The 22,452-nt window shown below is 55.9% G+C and carries 21 protein-coding genes; 12 read left to right on the forward strand and 9 right to left on the reverse strand.

Annotation, left to right across the window (positions count from 1 at the left end; translation table 11 throughout):
* The 6 genes from AB5H98_RS01525 to AB5H98_RS01550 form a co-directional block, all read left to right on the forward strand.
* Positions 1–667: PfkB family carbohydrate kinase (locus AB5H98_RS01525; RefSeq protein WP_367924150.1), on the forward strand; the 667-nt coding region annotated here is incomplete at its 5' end.
* A 383-nt stretch (positions 668–1,050) separates the two neighbouring features.
* A complete protein-coding gene (locus tag AB5H98_RS01530; RefSeq protein WP_367924151.1) occupies positions 1,051–1,878 on the forward strand; it encodes a metallophosphoesterase in 828 nt (275 codons plus the stop codon).
* A gap of 25 nt (positions 1,879–1,903) precedes the next feature.
* Positions 1,904–3,247 (forward strand): ABC transporter substrate-binding protein, encoded by a 1,344-nt coding sequence (locus AB5H98_RS01535; protein ID WP_367924152.1) that lies wholly within the window; start codon positions 1,904–1,906, stop codon positions 3,245–3,247.
* A 7-nt stretch (positions 3,248–3,254) separates the two neighbouring features.
* Entirely contained in the window at positions 3,255–4,229 is a 975-nt protein-coding gene (locus tag AB5H98_RS01540) for a carbohydrate ABC transporter permease (RefSeq protein WP_367924153.1), read from the forward strand.
* 13 nt (positions 4,230–4,242) lie between these two features.
* Positions 4,243–5,073, forward strand: a complete 831-nt coding sequence (locus AB5H98_RS01545; RefSeq protein WP_367924154.1) for a carbohydrate ABC transporter permease — start codon at positions 4,243–4,245, stop codon at positions 5,071–5,073.
* Positions 5,070–5,774: a tyrosine-protein phosphatase gene (locus AB5H98_RS01550; protein ID WP_367924155.1), complete on the forward strand. Its 705-nt coding sequence runs from the start codon at positions 5,070–5,072 to the stop codon at positions 5,772–5,774. Before AB5H98_RS01545 ends, AB5H98_RS01550 begins: the two co-directional genes overlap by 4 nt.
* A 49-nt stretch (positions 5,775–5,823) precedes the next feature.
* Here AB5H98_RS01550 and AB5H98_RS01555 read toward each other — a convergent pair whose 3' ends face one another.
* Complete coding sequence (locus AB5H98_RS01555; protein ID WP_367924156.1) at positions 5,824–6,678, reverse strand: aldose epimerase; 855 nt, start codon at positions 6,676–6,678, stop codon at positions 5,824–5,826.
* 5 nt (positions 6,679–6,683) lie between these two features.
* A complete protein-coding gene (locus tag AB5H98_RS01560) occupies positions 6,684–7,562 on the reverse strand; it encodes an AraC family transcriptional regulator (protein ID WP_367924157.1) in 879 nt (292 codons plus the stop codon).
* A gap of 196 nt (positions 7,563–7,758) precedes the next feature.
* On the opposite strand from AB5H98_RS01560, the gene uxuA reads away from it, so the two are divergent.
* The 4 genes from uxuA to AB5H98_RS01580 all read left to right on the forward strand — a co-directional run bounded on the left by uxuA (position 7,759) and on the right by AB5H98_RS01580 (position 12,396).
* A complete protein-coding gene (gene uxuA / locus AB5H98_RS01565) occupies positions 7,759–8,805 on the forward strand; it encodes a mannonate dehydratase (RefSeq protein WP_367924158.1) in 1,047 nt (348 codons plus the stop codon).
* Between the two features lie 27 nt (positions 8,806–8,832).
* Positions 8,833–9,684 (forward strand): SDR family oxidoreductase, encoded by an 852-nt coding sequence (locus AB5H98_RS01570; protein ID WP_367924210.1) that lies wholly within the window; start codon positions 8,833–8,835, stop codon positions 9,682–9,684.
* 145 nt (positions 9,685–9,829) lie between these two features.
* Positions 9,830–11,182, forward strand: coding sequence for an MATE family efflux transporter (locus AB5H98_RS01575; RefSeq protein WP_367924159.1), 1,353 nt, complete (start codon positions 9,830–9,832; stop codon positions 11,180–11,182).
* Between the two features lie 95 nt (positions 11,183–11,277).
* Entirely contained in the window at positions 11,278–12,396 is a 1,119-nt protein-coding gene (locus AB5H98_RS01580) for a GGDEF domain-containing protein (RefSeq protein ID WP_367924160.1), read from the forward strand.
* Between the two features lie 79 nt (positions 12,397–12,475).
* Here AB5H98_RS01580 and AB5H98_RS01585 read toward each other — a convergent pair whose 3' ends face one another.
* The 7 genes from AB5H98_RS01585 to AB5H98_RS01615 form a co-directional block, all read right to left on the reverse strand.
* Positions 12,476–12,970 (reverse strand): TatD family hydrolase, encoded by a 495-nt coding sequence (locus tag AB5H98_RS01585; RefSeq protein ID WP_367924161.1) that lies wholly within the window; start codon positions 12,968–12,970, stop codon positions 12,476–12,478.
* A complete protein-coding gene (locus AB5H98_RS01590) occupies positions 12,867–13,256 on the reverse strand; it encodes a TatD family hydrolase (protein ID WP_367924162.1) in 390 nt (129 codons plus the stop codon). Before AB5H98_RS01590 ends, AB5H98_RS01585 begins: the two co-directional genes overlap by 104 nt.
* Before the next feature lie 48 nt (positions 13,257–13,304).
* Positions 13,305–15,302: a methionine--tRNA ligase gene (metG, locus tag AB5H98_RS01595; RefSeq protein WP_367924211.1), complete on the reverse strand. Its 1,998-nt coding sequence runs from the start codon at positions 15,300–15,302 to the stop codon at positions 13,305–13,307.
* 26 nt (positions 15,303–15,328) lie between these two features.
* The gene (locus tag AB5H98_RS01600; protein ID WP_367924163.1) at positions 15,329–16,447 is read right to left on the reverse strand and encodes a hypothetical protein; all 1,119 of its coding nucleotides are present in this window, start codon (positions 16,445–16,447) and stop codon (positions 15,329–15,331) included.
* A gap of 143 nt (positions 16,448–16,590) precedes the next feature.
* Positions 16,591–18,429, reverse strand: coding sequence for an asparagine synthase (glutamine-hydrolyzing) (asnB, locus tag AB5H98_RS01605; RefSeq protein ID WP_367924164.1), 1,839 nt, complete (start codon positions 18,427–18,429; stop codon positions 16,591–16,593).
* Between the two features lie 7 nt (positions 18,430–18,436).
* Complete coding sequence (locus AB5H98_RS01610; RefSeq protein ID WP_367924165.1) at positions 18,437–19,147, reverse strand: aspartate/glutamate racemase family protein; 711 nt, start codon at positions 19,145–19,147, stop codon at positions 18,437–18,439.
* A gap of 12 nt (positions 19,148–19,159) precedes the next feature.
* Entirely contained in the window at positions 19,160–20,386 is a 1,227-nt protein-coding gene (locus AB5H98_RS01615) for an ATP-grasp domain-containing protein (protein WP_367924166.1), read from the reverse strand.
* 1,276 nt (positions 20,387–21,662) lie between these two features.
* Here AB5H98_RS01615 and AB5H98_RS01620 point away from each other — a divergent pair.
* Positions 21,663–22,046: a DUF3783 domain-containing protein gene (locus AB5H98_RS01620; RefSeq protein ID WP_367924167.1), complete on the forward strand. Its 384-nt coding sequence runs from the start codon at positions 21,663–21,665 to the stop codon at positions 22,044–22,046.
* Positions 22,043–22,438: a hypothetical protein gene (locus AB5H98_RS01625; RefSeq protein ID WP_367924168.1), complete on the forward strand. Its 396-nt coding sequence runs from the start codon at positions 22,043–22,045 to the stop codon at positions 22,436–22,438. The genes AB5H98_RS01620 and AB5H98_RS01625 overlap by 4 nt, the downstream gene beginning before the upstream one ends.
* Positions 22,439–22,452: the final 14 nt, after the last annotated feature.

Consider the following 22,452-nt stretch of genomic DNA (forward strand, 5'->3'; position numbering starts at 1 on the left):
GGATTCCATCTTCGAGGGCGTGGATTGGTTCCACTTCACCGGCATCACTCCGGCGTTGGGACCCAATGTGGTAGACATCTGCCGCGAGGCTTGCAAAGCTGCCAAAGCGCACGGCGTGAAGATTAGCTGCGATTTGAACTACCGCGGCAAACTGTGGACCCGTGAAGAGGCCCGCGCTGCCATGACCGATCTGTGCCAGTATGTGGACGTTTGCATCTCCAACGAAGAGGATGCCAAGGACGTATTCGGCATCGAGGCCGAGGCGACCGACATCTATGCCGGCACTCTGAACCACGAGGGCTACAAGAGCGTGGCCAAACAGCTCGCGGACAAATTCAACTTCGAGATGGTTGCCATCACCCTGCGTGAGAGCCACTCTGCATTTGACAACGGCTGGAGCGCCATGCTGTACAACGTTGCCAAGGACGAGTATTGCTTCTCCAAGAAATACGATCTGCACATCATCGACCGTGTGGGCGGTGGTGACAGCTTCGGCGGCGGCCTGATCTACAGCTTGCTGAACGGCAAGGACACCCAGGCTGCGGTGGAATTCGCTGTGGCGGCTTCCGCTCTGAAACACTCCATCGAGGGCGACTACAACATGGTCACCGTGTCTGAGGTGGAGAAGCTGGCCGGCGGCGACGGCTCCGGACGTATCCAGCGCTAATTTTACTGATCCCGAGACGACGGCAATTAGCGCTTGCCGTCGTCCCGTGTTTAAAAAACTCAAGATCACTCAAACCCAAAAACACCGCTCCGCAAGGGGCGGTGTTTTTGGTTGTGCACGGAAATTTTACACGGCCTGCCGCCGCTTTTTACACCCGGGGCGGAATGGGGAAAATTTTCGGCGCTTTTTCTGAAAAGCAGGCGGGTCACGTCTGCTTTTTGTTGTTTTTGGACAAAAGAAAAGAAACGATGTAAAGTCATTTTTTTCGAACATTTGACGAAAAGGTGTCTGGTTTAAAATGAGCAGAATGCTACAATAAAAAAGGCGGCAAAAGTCCGGACGGCCGCCCAAAATGCCCTTCTTGAGAGGAGGAACTTTTTCGATTGGAAGAAGTCAATTTTTTGCACATTTCCGATACCCATTTGTGCTTTGAGGAAAACCGGCAGCCCATCTGCTCTTCGCCCCAGCGGGTGGAACGTGTATACGCCGCGGCCGCGGCGCTGGACCAAAAGCCGGCCTTTGTCCTGATCACCGGCGACTTTGTACACGAAGGCGACGCCGCTGCTTACGCTGCTGCTCGTCTGTTTGTCCAGACCATGGAACAGCGTTACGGTTTGCCCACCTATGTGGCCCTGGGCAACCATGACCGACACGATGCCTTTTACCGGGGCTTTTGCGAAACACCTGCTCACTCGGGCCCTTACTACTACAAAATCAAAATGCCCGGCCTGCGCCTTTTGGTGCTGGACTCGGCCGTGGACGACCAAGTGCTCGGACGGCTGGATACCGAACAGCTTCAGTGGCTGGAAGAACAGTTGGAAAAAGGGTGTACGACCCCCACGGTGGTGGCTTTGCATCATCCACCCTGCGGCACCACGGTGCACGCCACCAATGGCAACAATTTGCAGCAGCCAGATTTGTTCCAGCACATTCTGGAGCGCTATCCGGTAAAAGCGGTCCTGGCAGGGCACAAGCACTTTGCCACCGCCGCGATGCTGCCCGGCGGCACGCCCGCCTACACCGGCGCAGGAGTGGCCTTTGCCATCGACATGCCTCAGGGCGGTGCGCTGAACTTTGTGGACGGCTTGCAGGCTCAGTTCTGCGCCGTGTACGACAACGAATTTTACTGGTCTCCCTTCTGCCTGGATGAAAGAACGGTTTTGGGGCGCATGACGCCCCGGCAGATGCGGGAATACCACGCGGAGAAATAAATTTTGTGAGAGAGAGGAAAGAACGATGATTTTTAAAAAATGGATGGCCTTGGCTTTGGCCGGTGTTCTGGCGTTTTCCCTGGCCGCTTGCGGACAGAGCGAGGAAGGCGCGGCCCAGCAGACCGCTGCGGCGGCCGGCAGCGAAGACACTGCCACGGAACCCGTGGAGATCACCTTTTACAGCTACACGCTGCTGAACGCAAACTCCCAGGAAGGGACCCAAAAGCTGCTGGATGAGTTCATGGAACAAAATCCGGACGTGAAAGTTACGGGCATCCCGGTGTCCAACTCCGACATGGCTGCCCGCCTGCAGGCCGACATGGCCGCCGGGGAAATTCCCGACGTGGCACAGCTTCCGTTCCGCGCCATGGATTTCGCCGTGAACAGCCTGGGCGCCGTACCCATCAACGATTTGACCAGCGAAGAGGAGTTTGACAAAAACTTCGAGACCTTCTCGCCCAACGGTCTGGCTCTGGGCGAGTTTGACGGCAAGACCTACTGCCTGCCCTTCACCTTCAGCACGCCCATTCTGTTCTACAACGGAACCCTGTTCGAGCAGGCAGGTCTCGACCCCAACGACCCGCCCGAGACCTGGGATGAGGTGCTTGCCTATGGCCAGGCCATCAAAGAAGCCAACCCCGACGTGGAGGCTCTGCACGTGGCCACCACCGGTGCATCCAGCGGTGAGTGGATCGCCCAGGCGCTGATTTATTCCAACGGCGGCAGCATCCTGTCCGATGACCGCACCACCGTCACCTTCAACGAAGAGGGCGGCATGGGCGCCATGCAGATGCTGCGCGACATGGCCGACGCGGGCGTTCACGGAACCCTGACCGAGGAAGAGGCCAGCGAGGCTTTCTCCAACGGAACACTGGCCATGTATCTCCAGTCCAGCGCAGTGCACGCCAGCATGAAAAAGGCTGCCGAGGCCGGCGGCTGGGAGCTGTACGGTGCAGCCATGCCCGCCTTTGAAGGCAAAGAAGCCGTGCCCACCAACTCCGGCAGCGCGCTGTTCGTATTCACCCAGGATGAAGCAAAACGCGATGCGGTGTGGCGCTTTTTGCAGTACATGTCCAGCGACCGCGGCTATGAGATCATCACAGAAGAAATCGGTTATCTGCCTTTGCGCCCGGCGCTTGTAGAAGAGGGCGGCGCTCTGTACGAATTCGCACAGGAAAATCCGCTTTTGGGTGTGAACATGGAGCAGATGACCCGCATGCAGCCGACCACGCCCTTCCCCACAGAGAACTGGCAGACCTTGAGTGCTTCCTTGTACGAGATGGTGGACAAAGTGCTGTGGACCGACGAGCCGGTGGAGCAGATCGTCAACGATACCGCCGCCCAGGACCAGGAACTGTTGAACGGCTGAGAAGCATATGAGAAGCGATACATTGACTTGCGCGCCGGGGCTTGCGCTGCCCCGGCGCGGCCGCGAACAAGCGGCTGTGAAAACAAAGCGCAAAGCTCTTTCCCGGGTGTGCTGGCAGCCCTATGTGTACCTGCTGCCCGCCCTAGTTTTGATGTGCGTGTGGATTTACTGGCCGCTTTTGCGCACCTTTTATCTGAGCTTTTTTAACTGGAACATGCTGCCCACCACCACGCCCCAGTTCTGCGGGCTGGACAACTTCGCAAAACTTCTGCGCACACCGGGCTTTTCCAATGCGGTGGTGAACACCCTTTTGATGATGGTGGGGCTGCTGCCCTTTTCCATCGTGCTGCCGGTGATGGTGTCCATCTTTGCCAAAAGCATCACCAAGCGGGCCAGCGCCTTTTACCGGGGCATGATCTTCGTGCCCATGATTCTGGCCCCCGTGGCCGCGGCGGCGGTATTCCGCTGGATTTTGCACCCGGCGGGCGGCCTTTTGAACCAGCTTTTGGAAAAACTGGGCGTCCAGGAATCCATCTCGTTCCTCAATGACCCCAAGTACGCGCTGGGATGCATCATCTTCATCACGGGCTGGAAGATGACCGGTTTCTTCACACTGCTGTTTTACAGCGCCGTGCAGAACATCGACGACGGATACTACCAGGCCGCAGCCATGGACGGCGCGGGTTTCTGGCAGCAGACCTTCCGCATCACACTGCCCCTTCTGTCACCCACACTGGTGTTCAACACCATGCTCAGCATTCTGTTTGCATCCAGTTGGAGCTTTACCTATGTGGACACCCTGACCCAGGGCGGACCGCTGAACGCCACCATCAACGCTTATTATTTCATGTGGGACAAGGGCTTCCGCACTTCGTCCTCGGGGCTCACCAGCTCCTCGGCAGTGGTGTTCTTTTTGGGCTTTGGGCTCATCGCTCTGGTGCTGAGCCACGTGGGGCAAAAACTGAGCTATTACGACAATTAGGAGCGAATCGTACATGGAAACACAGGTGCTTGTTTACCGCGGCCCCGTCCGCTGGGCGGGCCACGTTCTTCTGGCGGCGGTCAGCGTGCTGTCGCTGTTTCCGCTGGTGTGGATGGTGCTCAATGCCTTCAAGCCTACGGATGAGATCCTCTATTTTTCCTTTTTGCCCCAAAATGTGACCTTGCAGAACTTTGTGGATGCGCTGGCCATGATCCCGCTGCCCACCATGATCGTCCGCAGCTTTGCCAGCGGCATTTTCCAAATGACAGGCCAGCTTCTCACGGGCATTCTGGCGGCTTACGCTTTGACCCGTTGGGACTTTCCCGGCAAAAAGTTGTTCTACGGACTGTTCACGGTCACCTGGCTTGTGCCGTTTCAGGCCACCATGCTGCCAAACTACGTGAACCTGGTGCAACTGGGCTTGCGGGACACGGTCACGGGCATTGTACTGCCCAATCTGGCGTCTGCCTTCGCCATTTTGACGCTGTATCAAAGTTTCAACGCCTTCCCAAAAACCATCTTTGAGGCGGCACAGGTGGACGGGGCAAACTCTCTGAAAACCCTTTTGCAGGTGGTGCTGCCCAATTTGAAAGGGCCGGTGGCCTCTCTGGGCATCATTTTGTTTATCAACTGCTGGAACGAGTACTTCTGGCCGCTGCTCATCACCCGCAGCATCGACAAGGCCACCGTGCAAATTGGCCTGAGCATGTTCCTTTCCAGCGACGGAAACCTCTGGGGGCCGCTGCTGGCCGCCGCGGTGCTGGCCAGCCTGCCCATCCTGATTTTGTACCTTGTTTTGCAAAAGCAGATCATTGACTCTTTTATGAAAAGTGGGATCAAATGAACGCTTCACTGTTACAGGGCACCCGCAACACACGGGATCTGGGGGTGCTCCTTCCCGGCGGCAAGCCTTGCCGCCTGTTGCGGTCCGACCATTTGGCCGCTCTCACCGACGCGGACATCCGCCTTTTGCAAGACTGGGGCATTGGCTGCATCCTCGATTTGCGCCGGCCCGATGAACAACTGCGCCAACCCACCCCTGCCGCTTTGCAAAACGCGGTGGTGCCGGTGCCCATCGACAACACCCCCTTGTTCACCGTGCGCCGCATGGACCCCACCTTCCGGCTGGGCGAATTGTATCTGCACATGCTGCACGTACAGGGGCCACGCTTTGTCCGGGCCGTGCATTTGGCTGCGGACAGTCTGCGCCGGGGGCAGGGCGTATTGTTCCACTGCTCTGCCGGCAAAGACCGCACGGGGCTTTTGGCCGCGCTGCTCCTTCTGTGCGCGGGCGTGCCGCGCGCCGAGGTGATTGGGGACTACCTGCGCACAAAAGACATGCTGGCAGGCGCGCCTGAGCTGGACGTGGCCACCATCCCGCCGAACACGGCCCCCGATTTTTACAAGGCCTTGCTGGGCTGTGAGGCCGAGGCCATGGAAAGGGCTCTGGACGAGTGGGACAAACTGGGCGGTGCGGCCCGCTGGCTGGAAAATGCAGGCGCCGACCCGGCGGACATTGCTTTTTGGAGTTTTCAAAACACATAAAAAAACGCGCTCTGTCCGAAACAGAGCGCGTTTTTGACTTTCAAAAAAATCAGATCTCTACTTCGAAAGCAGCTTCCAGGCTCTTGCCTGCATCCAGCACTTCGTGGGTGCCGCGCATGCTGCCGGGATAGCCGTTCCAGGGCTCCATGCAAACAAATTTCTCGGCGCCCTGCTGCCAAAGCACTGCGTTGGTAAAGTGCTCGTCAAAGCGCACGGTCACGTGGTGGCCGTTGCCCTTGTCGGTGAAGGACATGGGGCTCTTCACGCCTGCATAGTGGCGGGTGGTCTGGTCCGGATCGTAGGGGAAGTCCACGCCCGTGAAGGGAGTCAGCGCGCCGGTGTCTGCGTCGCGCACGCTCTCGGCGGTCAGGTCCCACACAAGGTTGTCCACCGCGCTGATGGAGAAATAAGGATGGAAGCCAAAAGAGAACGGCATGGCCTTGTCGCCGGTGTTCTCATACTTCTGGGCAAAGCGCAGCACGTTGCCTTTGAGCGTGTAAGTCACGGTGACACGGAAGGAATAGGGATAGCTCTTGCGGCTCTCGTCGTTGTCGGTGACCGTCACAGTCACAGATGCGCCGTCCTGCGTGTTCTGGCCTGCATACTCCCAGGGTGTGGTGTGCAAAATGCCGTGGACCACCATGGGATAATGGCCGCCTTCAAACTCGTTGCCTTCCTCCGGGGTCGGGCCGCACACAGGGAAGCACACGGGCACGCCGCAGCGGGGACGCTCGGGCAACTCAAAGTTCGGATGGCGCAGCCAGGAATACTCCTCGCCGTTTTTGGTCATACTGACCACCATACCGCCCTTTTCGGGCACCACGGTAGCCGTGGTGCCGGCTTCGGAATCGGCCAGCACGTAGGCGGTGTATTCGCCAAAGGGTGTTTTCGTAACAGTAAACATGATCATCAACCTCCATGGAACGTATTATGCGCACAGCCCGAATATTGTTTCGGACTGATGTGATACTCTGCTTTGAACGCGCGGTAAAAATTGGCGTAATCTCCAAATCCGCAGTGGCGGTACACGTCGGTGGGCGCCACGCCCCCCGCCAGCATCTGCTTTGCAATCACAAGCCGCTTTTGCACGATGTACCGATATACACTGGTTCCTACCACCCGGTTGAAAGCGTGGGAAAGATGGTACTTGCTCACAAAGAATTTGCTCGCCAAAAGCTCCAGCGACAACGGGTCCGTGTAGTGCTCGTTGATGTACCGCAGCACCTGAGGCACCACCCCCGCGTCCTTCTCGCCTGCGCCGTCCGGCGGCAGCGATTCGGCCATGCGGTTCAGTTCCACCATCACCTGCAACAAAAGGCCCCGGCACATCACCTCGGCACCGTAACGCTGGCTTTCGTTTTCTAAGGCCAGTTGTTCCAACAGCCGTTGAAATTCCGCCCGCACCGCCGGTGCCAGCCGAAGAAGATTGGTGTGGCCCGGCACGCTCACGTCAAAACAGCGGGTCAGGCTGGTGGCATCGGTGCTCAAACTTTCCAAAAACGTCTTGTCCAGCCACAATACCATGCGCTCGTATACGCCGGCGTCTTTCTCAATGCGGGGCTGGTGCAGTTCGGTGGGCCCGATCAGCAAAATGTCCCCCGGCAACAGATGATAGTTCCGGCTCTCTACATTATAGCAGACATGGCCGCCCAAAAACAGATATACTTCGTAAAAATCGTGATGATGCAGCGAAATTTCTCCCGGTTGTGCGTCGCAATAGCGGTAAATTTCAAAGCTGCGCCGCAGCATGTGCTGGCGGGATGTAAAGTGCTGATTTCGGCTTGCCATGCCTGTGCCTCCTCGTGGATTTTTCCATTTTCAGTTTACAACAATATTCGCAATGTGTAAAGCAATTTAAGCTATTTTCATTGTAAATCAAAGTGGTACACTAAACTTGTGAAAAACAGCGCAATCCGTTACAATAGAACCAGATACAGAAAGCGCAGGAAGGCGCTTTTTATTCGAAAAACAGGAGGTTTTGTCTATGAAAATGTCGTTCCGCTGGTACGGCGAATCCGACCCCATCAGTCTGGAGTACATCAGCCAGATCCCTGGCATGCACAGCATTGTCAGCGCTGTGTACGATGTAAAACCCGGTGAGGTGTGGCCTGAGGAGAGCCTGGCCAAAATGAAAGAGCAGTGCGAGGCCCACGGCCTTGTGTTTGACGTGGTGGAATCCATTCCTGTGCACGAAGACATCAAGCTGGGCCGCAACAATGTGGACGAGCTTTTGGAAGTATACTGCGAGAACATCCGCCGCTGTGCGAAATACGGCGTCAAATGCGTGACATACAACTTCATGCCGGTGTTTGACTGGACCCGCACCCAACTGGACAAAAAGGCGCCGGACGGCTCCACCAGCCTTGTGATGTACTGGGATCAGATGAAGGGCCTGGATCCTTTGAAGGATGACATCCATCTGCCCGGCTGGGATTCCAGCTATACCCAGGACGAAGTGCGTGAGTTGATCAGCGCCTACGGCGAGATCGGCGAAGAAGGTCTGTGGAAAAACCTGGAGAAGTTTTTGAAGAAGGTCATCCCCGTGGCCGAGGAGTGCGGCGTGGTCATGGCCATTCATCCGGACGATCCTCCCTATCCCATCTTCGGTCTGCCCCGCATCATCACCTGCGAGAAAAACCTCGACCGTATGTTGAAACTGGTGGACAGCCCCGCCAACAGCCTGTGCCTGTGCACCGGTTCTCTGGGCTGCGCCAAGTCCAATGATATCCCCGCCATGGTGCGCAAATATTCTGCTATGGGCCGCATCGGCTTCATGCACATCCGCAACGTAAAAATCATGGAGGATGGCAGCTTTGAGGAGCGCGCTCATCTGTCCAGTTGCGGCAGCCTGGACATCTACGAGATCGTCAAAGCACTGGTGGAGACCGGATTCGACGGCTATGTCCGTCCGGACCACGGCCGCATGATCTGGGGCGAGACCGGCAAACCCGGTTACGGTCTGTTTGACCGCGCTCTGGGCGCCACCTACATCAATGGCCTGTTCGAGGCTTGCGAGAAGGACCGCAAATAAACCTTTTTGAGCAAAGGAGACATTATCATGCAAAAGAATGTTTTGGATACCAATTTGACCGGAAAAGTAGCCGTTGTGACCGGTGCGGGCGGCGTTCTGTGCAGCGCTTTTGCCAAGACGCTGGCTCGTGCGGGCGCCAAAGTGGCCCTGCTGGATTTGAACGAAGAGGCTGCTCAGAAATTTGCCGATGAGATCGTCGCCGAGGGCGGCGAGGCAAAAGCCTACAAATGCAACGTGCTGGACAAGGACGTTTGCTACGCTGTGGCCGACCAGGTGGAAAAAGACCTGGGTTCCTGCGACATCCTCATCAACGGCGCCGGCGGCAACAACCCCCGCGCCACCACTGACAAAGAGTATTTTGAAGCGGGCGACATCGACGCCGACACCAAGAGCTTCTTTGATCTGGACGCTTCGGGCGTTGAGTTCGTGTTCAACCTCAACTTCCTGGGCTCTTTGATCCCCACCCAGGCGTTTGCCCGTCAGATGATCGGCAAAGAGGGCTGCAACATCATCAACATCAGCTCCATGAATGCCTTCACCCCGCTGACCAAGATCCCGGCTTATTCCGGCGCGAAAGCGGCCATCTCCAACTTCACTCAGTGGCTGGCCGTTCACTTCTCCAAAGTGGGCATCCGCGTGAACGCTCTGGCTCCGGGCTTCTTCTCCACCAAGCAGAACGCCAAACTGCTGTGGAACGATGACGGCACTCCCACGGCTCGTACCGGCAAGATTCTGGCCGCGACCCCCATGGGCCGTTTCGGCGAGAGCGAAGAGCTGGACGGCGGCCTGTTGTTCCTGTTGAACAACGAGGCAGCTTCCTTCATCACCGGCGTGGTGCTGCCCATCGACGGTGGCTTCTCTGCCTATTCTGGTGTATAATTTTTACGCTCAAACGCGCAAAAGAGAGGGCTTTGGCCCTCTCTTTTTTTGCAAAAAGACAGGCGGCAGACCCAAAAAAGCGTCTGCCGCCCTTGCTTTTTTAAAGGGAATGGCGCACAATGATACATGACAGGAGGGTAAGGGGATGGAAAAAACACTTATCCGACCGGTGTTCACCGGTGCTGAACTGCGGCGGCTGATCGTGCCGCTGGTGTTTGAACAGCTTTTGGCGGTCACCGTAGGCATGGCCGATACCATGATGGTGGCCACCGTGGGCGAGGCGGCAGTGTCCGGCATTTCGCTGGTGGACCAGGCCAATGTGCTTTTGATTCAGGTGTTCGCGGCCATGGCCACAGGCGGTGCGGTGGTGGCCAGCCAGTACCTGGGCCGCCGGGACCGGGAAGGCGCCCGGGACGCGGCGCGTCAACTGATTTATGTGATACTGGCCATGTCTGTGGTGCTGGCGGTGGTGTGCGTGGCGTTTAACCGCCATTTGCTGCGCTTTATGTTCGGTCAGGTGGAGCCGGATGTGATGGCTGCCGCCGAGACTTATTTCTGGATCAGCGCATTGTCCTATCCTTTTATTGCCGTGTACAACGGCGGTGCGGCGCTGTTCCGCAGCATGGGCAATTCCAGAGTGTCGCTGCTGGCCTCGTTTATTATGAACGCAATCAACATCGGCGGCAATGCGCTGCTGATTTATCAATTCAATATGGGTGTGGCCGGTGCCGCCACGGCCAGTCTTGCTTCCCGCATGACGGCCTGTTTCATGGTGCTGGTGCTTTTGCGCAACCCGCACAACGCCATTTGCCTGGAACATGTGCTGCGCCTGCGCTTTGATGGTGGCAAAATCCGCAGCATTTTAAAAGTGGGTGTGCCCAACGGCATCGAAAACGGCATGTTCCAAATCGGCAAACTTTTGGTGGCGGGGCTGGTGGCCTCTTTCGGAACTTCCTCCATCGCGGCCAATGCCATCTGCAACAACGTCAGTTCCATCGTCAGCATTCCGGCCTCGGCCATCGGCCTTGGCATGGTCACGGTGGTGGGCCGGTGCATGGGCGCAGGAGAGAAAAAACAGGCCCGCACCTACACCCGCAATCTCATGGCGCTGGCCTGGGGTACCATTGTGCTCATGAACGGTGCCATCCTGTTTTTGGCCGGGCCTCTGGTGGGCTTTTACGCCATGCCCGCCGCCACCACGGCGCTGGCCATGGAGATCATGCGCGAATTCTGCTTTTGGAGCGTGCTCAGTTGGACGCCCTCCTTTATTCTTCCCAATGCACTGCGGGCTGCGGGCGACGCCCGTTTTACCATGTGCGTGAGCATGATTTCCATGTGGATCTTCCGCATCGGCATGTCCTACGTGTTGGGATATGCCCTGAACATGGGGCTAAAAGGTGTGTGGCTGGCCATGTACATCGACTGGTGTGTGCGTGCGGTCATCTTTTTGTGGCGGGCCAAAGGCGACAAATGGCAGCAGAAAAAAGTCATTGAATAAAGAAAACAGGCGGTACGGCATCTTGTTTGTTTATCGATAAAGGGACACAAGGCCTTTCAGGTGCGCAGTGCGAAACTATTTTAGGAGCATCGAAGATGGAATATGTATATTTTTTGCCCCCGATTGAAGTTTTAATATTTAATTTAATCAATCTGGACCGTTGTCTTACCAGGAAATATTCCATCTTTAAAACCGCATTGGTGCTTTGCTGTTTTACCGCTCTTTTCAGCCTGCCTTGGATTCTTTCCCCGGGGAAAGAATTTTATGGAAAAGGCCAGCTTTCTGTATTGGGATTTCTGTACATCGTTCCCTTAAAATTTTTGTACCAAGAAAAGCTGGAACTGCTTTTTACCAACGTGTGTATGAATTGGTCCTATTCTTTGGCAATCATGGCCATTTCTGTACAGACAGCGTATTTTTTGGGCTTTCCAAATTACGATTTATCCTTGGCACTGGTCGAAGCAATCCTCTTGGGGGCAGCGTTTGTTCCGTTTAGAAAATATATGATCCCTCAATTTTGTTACATCCTCCAAAATACGCAGAAAGTTCAAAAAAAGCAGTTTGCATATTTGAAAACAAGCATTTATTTTCAATTTTTTATGCTTCTTGTCCTTCATGTGATTTTTTTGGATAGCAAAAAATACATACTCCAAATTGCCGCGCTGGTCATGTTTGTCGTATCGAACTATCTGCTCTATCGAATTGTTTACGAGGTCATAAACAATTCGATCAAAGTGAATAAACTTGAAAAGGAAGTTTCAAAGGATGTCTTAACAAAACTTGGAAACCGCATGCAATTGATGAAAGACATGCGTTCTCTCATGCAAGAAAATCGGACGTTTTCGATTGTTTTCCTTGATTTAGACAGCTTTAAACTCATCAATGACAAGTATGGCCACGATATTGGCGACAGGTATCTGATACATTTTGGAAAAGTGGTTTCGGAGGAACTGGGAGACAAGGGAAAGCTTTATCGATACGGCGGGGATGAGTTTATCGCAATCTATTATGGTGTACTGACCGAGCACAAAGTTGACAGAATCGTTCAATGCAACAATTGGGATGAAGGCGCACCTTGCGCGTTTAATCAGGTCAGTGCAGGTTTTGTTGTGTGTGAGCCGCCGTATGACGCTCAAAATCCGAGCGATATCATCATGTCCGCGGACGATATCATGTATCAAAACAAACAAACCCGGAAAGAGGTCAAGGCGTAAAAGCTCTTTGCGTGCAACAAAATACAGGGCTGCGGCTAAAATGCCATAATCCAGTCCCCTTTGCCAAGGAAACCCGGCCTTAGACTCCGAATAAAGTGCGGGCGTTTTCCTCCGTGATGCGCAGAATCTCCTCTTCGGTCATGCCGCGAATCTCCGCCAGACGCCGGGCCACGTACAAAATCAGGCCCGAGTGATTTTCCTTGCCGCGGAAGGGCACAGGTGCAAGATATGGGCAGTCGGTCTCCAGCAGGATTTTGTCCAGAGGACACGCGGCCGCGGCTTCCACGGTTTTGCGGGCGTTGGCAAATGTCAAAACGCCGCCGAACCCGATGTACAGCCCCTGGGCGGTCAGCCAGGCCACGTCGTCGGCGCTGCCGGAATAGCAGTGCACCACCCCTTTGGGACGGTGCTTTTTCAACAGAGCATAGGTGTCGGCGTGGGCTTCCCGGTCGTGGACAATGATGGGCAAATCATGGGCCCGGGCCACTTCCAGCTCCGCCTCGAACAGAGCGGCTTGCTCGTCCTTGGGAATGGGCCAGTAATGGTCCAGCCCGCACTCGCCTACGGCCACCACCCGCTTGTCTGCGTACAGAGGCTCGATGGCCGCAAGCTCGCCAGTCCCCGCCAAAGCGGGTGCGGGTGGAGGCGTCCTCTTCAATCAGGCTCTGGGGATGAATGCCCGCGGCCACGTACAGCCAGGGGTACTTGTCCGCCAGCGCCAGGCACTGGTTGGCGGTGTCATAGTCCGTGGCGCAGTCCACCACGGCGCAAACTCCCTGGCCGGGCAGCGAGTCCAGAAGCTGGGTACGATGGTCGTCGAACCGGTGGGATATGTAGTGAGAATGAGTGTCAAAAATCATAAAATACCTCTTGAAAAAAGCGCCCCGATGGGGCGCTTTTGTGTTTTGTTAGGAAATCAGGCTGCCGGGCTTCACTTCGTCCGGGAAGAAAATCACAGACGCGCCGCCGTCGGGCAGATTGGCGGCCATAATCATGCCCTCGCTCACGTATTTGCCCTTCATCATGGGACGGGGAGCCAGGTTGGCCACGATGGCCACGGTGCGGCCAATCAAATCCTCGGGTTTGTACCATTTGGCAATGCCCGAGAGCACCAGACGCTCCCGCTCGCCGTCAAACAGGGTGATTTTCAACAGTTTGCGGGACTCCTTAATGGTCTCGCAAGTCAGCACTTTCGCAGCGCGCAGCTCGCACTTGGCAAAGTCGTCGATGGTGATTTGAGGCCGGTGCTCCAGAGGCTCGGCGTTCTCATCGGGCTTGGGTGCTTCGGGTTTCGGAGCGGCTTTGGCCCGGGCTTCCGCCTCGGCCTTGGCCAGCTCTTCCAGCTCTTTGGCCGCGTCGATGCGGGGGAACAGCGCTTCGCCCTTGTGTACGGTGTATGTGGCGTGGGTGCCGAAGCCCTTCAAATCGTCATAGCCCATGGCTTCGCCTGCAATGCCCAGTTGCGCTGCCATCTTCGGCGTGGTGTCGGGCAGGAAGGGAGCCAGCAGAGTGGCCACATAGCGCAGGCTCTCGCACAGGTTATAAAGCACCGCAGCCAGGCGGGGTTTGTTGGCTTCGTCTTTGGCCAGCACCCAGGGAGCGGTCTCATCGATGTACTTGTTGGCACGCTGGATGCCCTTGAAAATTTCCGCCAGAGCCTGGGGAATCAAGAGCTGGTCCATATTCGCAGTGACCGCGGCAGGCATGGCCTCGATCACATCTTTCAAATCCTCGTCAAATTCGCCGGCGGTGCGCTCTTCGGGCAATGTGCCGCCAAAGTATTTTTCCACCATGGCCACCGTACGGCTCAGCAAATTGCCCAGATCGTTGGCCAAATCGGAGTTGATGCGGGCAATCAGCGCCTCGTTGGAGAAGTTGCCGTCGTTGCCAAAGGGAATCTCGCGCAACAAAAAGTAGCGGATGGCGTCCACGCCGTAGCGCTCGCACAGAATCACCGGGTCCACCACGTTGCCCTTGGATTTGGACATTTTTCCGCCGTCCAAAAGCAGCCAGCCGTGGCCAAACACCCGTTTGGGCAAGGGCAGATCCAGAGCCATCAGCATGGCCGGCCAGATAATGGTGTGGAAACGCAGGATCTCCTTGCCGACCATGTGCAGGTCCGCAGGCCAGTATTTGTCATAGTCATGGTAAGCGTCGTTTTCATAGCCCAGAGCGGTGATGTAGTTGGACAGAGCGTCCACCCACACGTACACGGTGTGCGCCGGGTCAAAGTCCACGGGAATGCCCCACTTCACCGAGGTGCGGGACACGCAGGTGTCCTGAAGACCCTGGTTGATGAAGGCGATCATCTCGTTTTTGCGGCTCTCGGGCTGAATGAAGTCGGGCACGTCCTCGTACAGCTTTAGAAGGCGCTCAGCGTATTTGCTTGTCTTGAAGAAATAGGCCTCTTCCTCGGCCTCGTACACATCGCCGCCGCAGTCCGGGCACTTGCCGTCCTTGAGCTGGCTGTCCGTCCAGAAGCTCTCGCAGGGTTTGCAGTAATGGCCCTTGTAGCAGCCTTTATAAATATCGCCCTTGTCGTACAGCGTTTTAAAAATCTTCTGCACGGCCTTCACATGGTAATCGTCGGTGGTGCGGATGAACCGGTCGTTGGAAATGTTCATCAGTTTCCACAGATCCTTGACGCCGCCTTTGCCCTCGACGATCTCGTCCACGTACTGTTTGGGAGTCACGCCTTTGGCCGCGGCTTTGTCCTGAATCTTCTGGCCGTGCTCATCGGTGCCGGTCAGAAACAGCACGTCGTAGCCCTGCATCCGTTTGTAGCGGGCCAGCGCGTCGCAGGCCACGGTGGTGTAGCTGTGGCCGATGTGCAGCTTGTCGCTGGGATAGTAAATGGGCGTAGTGATGTAATAGGTTTTCTTTTCCATATGTTTTCTTCCTTTCAAAGCGTGCGAATGGAACACGCTGTGATTTATGTTCCGCACAAGGTCTGTGCCTTGTGGTCAACAGCATCGAACAGTTCCCGGTAGAGTTCGCTCTCGCCGGGATAGGGGTGGGTCAAAAGCGCCTTTTCCAAAGCGGCGCGGGCCCTTTGGGCGTCCTTCTCATTGCCAGTCTGAAGCCGGGCGGCGGCGTACAGCGCGCACTGGCTGGGAGGCGAAGTGCGGCCCGCACGCAAAGCGCCCAACAGCTTGGGCGTGCACAAAGCGCCTGCCTCGGCACCGGGGCCAACGGTCAAAAGGGTCAAAAGCAACAGATCGCCCTGGGCGGCCAGCCGCTGGGCCGGCACTACCTGAGGATATTCCAAAAGTTTTTTCAAAAGAGCCATGGTTTCATCGTATGCGCCTTCGTCCATGCGGCGGGCGGCCTCCAGAATCACCAGGCCAAAGGTCAGCGGCGGGGTGCGCTTTGTCAGTTCGGGCAAAGGCTCGGTCCAATCGGCAGGCAGATCCCGGGGACGCATTCCCTCGGAAAGCCGGGCGTTGGCCTCGAGCGTGATCCAGAAGGCCCGGCGCGCTTCGTCGCTTTTGCGCAGGTCCAGAAGATTTCTTCCGTCGTTGCACACGCCCGGAAAAGGCAAAAGGTTCATCAGCGCCACGGCCAGGCTCGTCACGGCCGCAATGGCGCACATCAATCCGGGGATGCCGTTCACGGCCAGAGCCGCAGCCCACAAAAGCACCGCGGCCAGCCCATTGGCCAACGCACCGCCCAGATTGTACAGAGCGTAGGGGAAGGATTTGTCCGGCGCGCCCGGAGGCGTCATCAGGCACTGGCCGCCGGTGCCTGCCACCTGACAGCGGCCCCGCACCAGCTTGCCGTCCCGTTTGGTCCAGATGGTCTTGCCCACCCGGAAAGAGACAAATTCATATCCTGTGAGCAGGCCGCACACAAGATGCCCCGCCTCGTGCAGGGGAATGGACAGATAAATCACCACATACATCCATACCAGCGCACCCGCCCAGATGCCCGCAAAGGACAGGCCAGGCAGATCCAGCGCGCCGGGCACAAACCGGTCCATCAGCAGTGCCATCGCCACGCCCAGCGCCGCGCCAATCAGAATAAAACACACTTTTCCGAGAAACTTTTTCATAAAAGGCTCCTGTCCGCCTCAAAGGGCAGGGTCATCGGGTCATTTTTCGTCAATGAAGAAGCGCTTGTACCAAACAAGGAAGGTGAATACGGTCCCGTTGGGGGGGAGCGGGGGGCTGGCGCATCCCCCGCCAAAGCGTCGGATTATTTCTCATCGATGAAGAAGCGCTTATACCATACCAAAAAAGTAAATACCGTCCAGATTTTGCGTTGGTTGTTGGCCTTCTCGTGGAAGTGGTCGTCCAACAGCTTCATCAGCGCGTCGGTGTCGAAGAAAATGGCTGCGTAGTCGCTGGTGAAGTAATCCTTGACCAGATTGTAATATTTTTCCTCCCGCAGCCAGTAGCGGATGGGCACCGGGAAGCCTTTCTTCGGCCGGTTGGCCCACTCGTCGGGCAGGGTCTTGTTGGCCGCGTGGCGCATGACGATTTTCGTGTTCGTACCGTGGATGCGGTAGCGGGTGGGAATGGTCTCGGCAAACTCCATGACCTGCTTGTCCAGGAAGGGAACACGCAGCTCCAGGCTGTGGGCCATGCACATTTTGTCCGCCTTCAAAAGAATGTCGCCGGGCAGCCACAAATTCATATCCAGATACTGCTTTTTGGTCACTTCGTCCTGGTCCTTCACCCGGGCGTACACCTGGTCGGTCAGAGCGCGGGGCGCCGGGCCCACCCGGTAGGCGGGCTTCAAAACGGCCTCGGCCTCTTTCTCCGGGAACACCAGCGCCTGTCCCATGAAGTAATCCTCGGGCCGCTCGGAACATTTCAACAAAAAGTTCTTGCCCTTGAAGTAGGGCAGCTTTTTGGCCACGTCCGCGGCCAGACGGCGCACAGGACGAGGAACCTTTTTGAACTTCTCCATGGCGGGGGTGTCGGCGTACCACTCGTACCCGGCAAAAATTTCGTCCGCGCCCTCGCCGGACAAGACCACGGTCACGTGCTCCCGGGCCAGCTTTGCCAAAAAGTACAAAGGCACGCTGGAAGGATTGGACTGGGGCTCGTCCATGTGATACTGAATGTCGGGGAAAGCGTCAAAGCACTCCTCGGCGGTCAAAAGCTTTCGGTAGTTTGTCACGCCCAGCTTTTCGGACAACTCGGCCGCGTAGTTTGTCTCGTTGAATTTGTGATAGTCAAAGCCCACGCTGAAGGTGTTGTCCGGCATCAGGCAGGCGGTGATATAGCTGGAGTCCACGCCGCCGGACAAAAAGGAGCCTACCTTCACGTCCGCGATGCGGTGGGCCTGCACAGACTCGTGCACGGTCTCATCCAACTTGTCGGCGCAAGCTTCAAAGTCCTGCTCCTGTGGCTCAAACTCGCAGTCCCAATAGCGCTGAATGGTCAATTTGCCATGTTCGTACACCACGTAGTGGGCTGCGGGCAGTTTGTACACGCCCTTGAAGAAGGTCTCCTCGGTGGCCGAGTACTGGAAGGTCAGATAGGGGCGCAGAGCCTTCTCATTGACCTGTTTGACAAAGTCCGGATGCTCCAGAAAGCTCTTGATCTCACTGCCGAACAAAAGCCCTTTGTTTCCGGGGATGGGATAATAATAAAAAGGCTTGATGCCGAAGATGTCCCGGGCGCCGAACAGACGCTTGTTCTCCTTGTCCCAAATCACAAAGCCGTACATGCCACGCAGCTTGTACACCAATTCGATGCCCCACTCTTCGTACCCGTGCACCAGAACTTCGGTGTCGGCGTTGCAGTGAAACGTGTGGCCCTTGGCCTCAAGCTCCTTGCGCAGGTCCATGAAGTTGTAAATCTCACCATTGAACGTGACGATGACGGTGCCGTCCTCGTTTTTCATGGGCTGGGCGCCCGCCTCGGACAAGTCCAGAATGGACAGGCGGCGAAAGCCCAGAGCCACGTCCTCGTCGGTGTACATGCCGCCCATGTCCGGGCCGCGGTGCACGATGCGGTCCATCATGCGCTGCAAAACAGTCTCTTTGCTGTTCAGAATGCCGGTAAATCCAATAAATCCACACATAGGCGGGTCAGTCCTCCTCAAAACCGATGGGCGTTTTGCCAAAAGCCAAAATCGCATTTTTGGCCAGCACTTCCATCGAGTCGATGTAAAATGAATCCAGATGCTCGTCCCGCTTGATCAAAGACAGCTCGGTGCAGCCCAAAATCACCCGGCCGCAGCCGGCCTGGCGCAGATGGTCCACTACGCTTTGAAAGGCGACCATATCCGCGGGCTTGCCCTGCTTGATGTCATTGTAAATAATGTCCATCACTTTTTGCTGGTCCGCAGGGTCCGGGACCACACACGCAAGGCCCTGGGCCTCGCACTGGCGCTGATAGGTGCGGGTCTCCACAGTGCCGCTGGTGGCCAGAATCCCCACCTTGTCGCAGCACTGTTTTGCGGCGCACACGGTCTCTTCCACCATGTTCAGAATGGGCACCGGGATGGTTTTGTTCAGCCGGTCGTAGAAATAATGGGCCGTGTTGCACGGAATGGCCAGCATTTCGGCCCCAAAGGTCACCAGCCGCGCTGCGTCCGCCGCCATGATGTCAAAGGGGTCGTCCTTGCTCTGACCCAAAATGAAGCGGGTGCGGTCCGGGGTGGTGGCCCGGCTGTTGATGATGATGTCGATGTGGTCCTGGTCGCAGGCGGCCTTGGTGTGCTTTGTCAAAAGCTCATAGAAATAGACCGTGGCCATGGGCCCCAGCCCGCCCAGAATGCCCAGCATCTTCGGAGGCATAAGCGTCCCTCCTCACTTGTAGTAAGTCTTGAATTTTTTAAAGTAGCGCTGCATGTGCACCAGATAGTAGGCCATGCGCTTTGGGTTTGTCAGAAGATCGAACTTGTAACCGAAGCTGGTGGTCTCCCGGCCTTCCCGCACAAGCTGGCGGGCCTTGGCCACAAAGGCCGGGTCTTTCACAAATTTGTACACCACGGCCCGGGGCACCGAGTGCCAGAAGGTCTCCTTTTGATTCATTACGCAGGGGCCCAGGTCCTTGTGCAGCACCCGGTCCTCCACCACGTATTTGGCCAGGTTATAGCCTGCGCCTGTCACGTAATAATTGGAACGGCCCTGCCGCAGATTGATCTCAAACACCCGGTAGGAACCGTCCCGGCTGTCGTACTTCACGTCAAAGTTGGCAAAGCCCGTGTAGCCGATGTCCTCGAGAAAGGTTTTCAGCTTTTCCATCAAAGGCTCATTGTACTCGGTGATGATGGCCGCGTGATTGCCCAAGGCCTTGGGCGTGTGCTCTTCCAGCCCCACATGGCCAAGACACATCATTTTTACATGGCTGTCCTTGTCCACATAGGCGGTCAGCACGTGCATGAAACTGTCGTCTCCGGGCACCATGTCCTGCACCAGCACTTTGTCCGGATACCCCGCTGCGTAAATCTGACCCAGAATCTGGGCGGCCTCTTTGGGATTTTGGGCTGTGTACACCTTTTTCATGCCATCAAAGGGGTGTTTCCAGTACAAAATCGACGAGGAAGGTTTCACGATCACCGGGTAGGAAAAGCCCAGCGCTTGTTCGCTCAGCGCCTCTTCGCTGAGCGCCTGCTCGGCGCAGAAAGTTTTGGGGTAGGGAATCTCATACTGGTCGCACAGAGCGTAAAAATCTGCCTTGCTCACCAGCTTGTCCCGCAAAGCGGGCGTGATGTAGGGCGCCACGCAGTTTTGGGGCAGCTTGTCCCGAATGTCCATCAAAAGGCTGGCGTAGTCGTCGGTGCAGCCCAGCACAATGCAGGTCTTGCCGGCGTTCTGATTGGCAAACTCCGTCACGGTTTTTAAAAGCGTGTCGGGATTATCAATGTCCTTGATATAGGTGCATTTCACAATGCGGGAGTACATGGTGTCGCCCATGGGCCAGCGGCCGAACGCGTGCGACACAACGCCATAGGCCTCGTGAAAAGCACGGGCCACAGAATAACAGTTCATATCCGCGCCGATGAGCACGGGAAGGATCTCGGTTTGAGCCATACAAAAAAGCCTCGCTTTGTCTGAAACTGGGGCGGGGTATACCACCCCATAATATTACTACTATATTATATAGCCAAAACAGGGCTTGTCAACCAAACGAGTTTTTGAAAATTCCCGTTTGAGCGCATTGGCGCTGAGAGAAAAATACATCCCAAAATTCAAAAAAAGCGGCAACGCTCTCGCGCTGCCGCCATTGTTCAATGATTCACTTGTCCAAACCGTTTCTCCGCTTTTTCAGAGTCTCAAACATTTGCTTTCAACCACTGCGGAAAGGGCGGCGTCCCTTTTTTATTTACCAGTGCATGGGTCTAGTTTCCCTTCTTGAGAAATGCCGGTTTACTCGCCTGCAAATCTCTGTCTCAAGCTCATTGCATTCGTTCAACCACAAACATACGAAATCTTGTGCGATCTATATTAATTTGCGATTTATTTGAAATGTGAATGTGTTTGGAAGAATAAGGCCATTTGCCTACTGCATTGGTAGAATAACCTTTCTTTGTTATTTTTGTTCGCGCTTTGCTTATCAACTGCAAACCGCGGGATTTATTGCAGTTTTTCTGCTTTTTTCGGTCCTTGCACTTTGTTTATCAACGTACAAATCACAAAGCCTGCAGATTTTCTGCTGTCATCCTGGCTTTCGTACTCCGCTTGTCAACCACAAACTACGAAACCAGCAACAGATCTGCTCTTTTTGGTTTTTACACTCTGTTTCTCAACGGACAAATTGTAAAACCTTTTGCAGTTTTTTCTGCTCTTATTCCGATTTCCGCACCTTGTTTGTCAACCACAAAACTACGAAAACATATGCAGCTTTTGCTGCTGTAACCGCCGCTTTATTTTTATGGGCACGTTTCCAACAGGTGCCAAATATTTTTGTGGGGCGGTGTTTGAGTGCCTCTCGGCTGCAAGACGCATAGACTCTTTTGGCGGCGCCTCGCTACACGGTGTTCCATCTGCCTCATCTCCTGCGGTTTCTCTTCCCGCAACTCCGGGCAGTGAACCAGCTCTAATCGATGTTCAATCGTAGCGGTCCGTCCTGAGTTATACGCCCTGCACCAACTGCACAGGTTCTTCTGCTTGGTACATGGGCTTCAACTCCCTTCTGTCTTTCTGTGTCTTTATTATACCCCGCATTTTCATTGTATGCAATAGCTAAAATGTGAGAATGCTGTTAATTTTTTATGTACAATTTGTACATAAACACTCCGGAAGAAAGGTTGACGGCCGGGGTAAAAAACGTCATAATAAGAAAGACGACGATTCGGAGGGGAAAACGATGAAAGCACACATTGCTGCGGCGGCGCCGCGCGCTTACCATTACGGTGTAAAACAGGCCGATCGCCAGGGTCTGGAACGGGTGTTGGAGCAGTTGAACATTTCGGCGAAGGTCATTGCGCCGGGTCAAATCACGCAGCGGGTGGACCGGCTGGACGAACCCGCGCCGCAAGGCCCCTTTTCCGGGCCGGCGCAGAGCCTTTTGCTTTTGGACGGCGTGGACGGCGAGCTTTTGCAGACGCTTCTGGCTGCTCTGAAAAAAGAAGGCGTACAGGTGGACTACAAGGCCGTTGTCACGCCCCACAACCGCCAGTGGACGGTTTTGGAGCTGCTTGAGGAGTTAAAACGGGAGCGACAGGCGATCAGGGAGGCGCAAAAATCATGAAAATCGATGGATTGACCAGCGAGATCCGACAGGCGGGTTGCGCGGGATTTTGTTACGAGCAGACCGGGCGGCCCCGGTTTCGGGACAGAGTGACCTTTTATCGGGACGGCCGGGTGCTGTTTGAGCGCTACTGCTACGGGGAGGCTGCCGGCCGGGCGTGTTCGATGTGGGCCTCGGGAGTAGACCCGCAAGGGCGCATTTTGTGGGATTACGACGCCTGTTCCTACACGGGGAAAACCGAGGCGCCGGTACAGATCACCGGCGCAGGACACGGCGGTCTCGTGCTGGACGGAAAACCTGCGGTGTGGGCCCGGGTGGAAACGTTGAAAACCGATAAGGAACACGGCTACGGCGCTCTTAAAATGTTGTGGCTGCGTTTGCGGGGCATGTAGAAAAGAAAAGGGGG

Origin of the sequence: uncultured Ruthenibacterium sp. (assembly GCF_963558415.1) — a bacterium.
Lineage (GTDB): Bacteria > Bacillota > Clostridia > Oscillospirales > Ruminococcaceae > Ruthenibacterium.

Coding starts and splice junctions, on each gene's coding strand:
- AB5H98_RS01535 (WP_367924152.1), top strand. CDS start 1,904: ATGATTTTTAAAAAATGGATGGCCTTGGCTTTGGCCGGTGTTCTGGCG.
- AB5H98_RS01540 (WP_367924153.1), top strand. CDS start 3,255: ATGAGAAGCGATACATTGACTTGCGCGCCGGGGCTTGCGCTGCCCCGG.
- AB5H98_RS01545 (WP_367924154.1), top strand. CDS start 4,243: ATGGAAACACAGGTGCTTGTTTACCGCGGCCCCGTCCGCTGGGCGGGC.
- AB5H98_RS01550 (WP_367924155.1), top strand. CDS start 5,070: ATGAACGCTTCACTGTTACAGGGCACCCGCAACACACGGGATCTGGGG.
- AB5H98_RS01555 (WP_367924156.1), bottom strand. CDS start 6,678: ATGTTTACTGTTACGAAAACACCCTTTGGCGAATACACCGCCTACGTG.
- AB5H98_RS01560 (WP_367924157.1), bottom strand. CDS start 7,562: ATGGCAAGCCGAAATCAGCACTTTACATCCCGCCAGCACATGCTGCGG.
- uxuA (WP_367924158.1), top strand. CDS start 7,759: ATGAAAATGTCGTTCCGCTGGTACGGCGAATCCGACCCCATCAGTCTG.
- AB5H98_RS01570 (WP_367924210.1), top strand. CDS start 8,833: ATGCAAAAGAATGTTTTGGATACCAATTTGACCGGAAAAGTAGCCGTT.
- AB5H98_RS01575 (WP_367924159.1), top strand. CDS start 9,830: ATGGAAAAAACACTTATCCGACCGGTGTTCACCGGTGCTGAACTGCGG.
- AB5H98_RS01580 (WP_367924160.1), top strand. CDS start 11,278: ATGGAATATGTATATTTTTTGCCCCCGATTGAAGTTTTAATATTTAAT.
- AB5H98_RS01590 (WP_367924162.1), bottom strand. CDS start 13,256: ATGATTTTTGACACTCATTCTCACTACATATCCCACCGGTTCGACGAC.
- AB5H98_RS01600 (WP_367924163.1), bottom strand. CDS start 16,447: ATGAAAAAGTTTCTCGGAAAAGTGTGTTTTATTCTGATTGGCGCGGCG.
- asnB (WP_367924164.1), bottom strand. CDS start 18,429: ATGTGTGGATTTATTGGATTTACCGGCATTCTGAACAGCAAAGAGACT.
- AB5H98_RS01610 (WP_367924165.1), bottom strand. CDS start 19,147: ATGCCTCCGAAGATGCTGGGCATTCTGGGCGGGCTGGGGCCCATGGCC.
- AB5H98_RS01615 (WP_367924166.1), bottom strand. CDS start 20,386: ATGGCTCAAACCGAGATCCTTCCCGTGCTCATCGGCGCGGATATGAAC.
- AB5H98_RS01620 (WP_367924167.1), top strand. CDS start 21,663: ATGAAAGCACACATTGCTGCGGCGGCGCCGCGCGCTTACCATTACGGT.
- AB5H98_RS01625 (WP_367924168.1), top strand. CDS start 22,043: ATGAAAATCGATGGATTGACCAGCGAGATCCGACAGGCGGGTTGCGCG.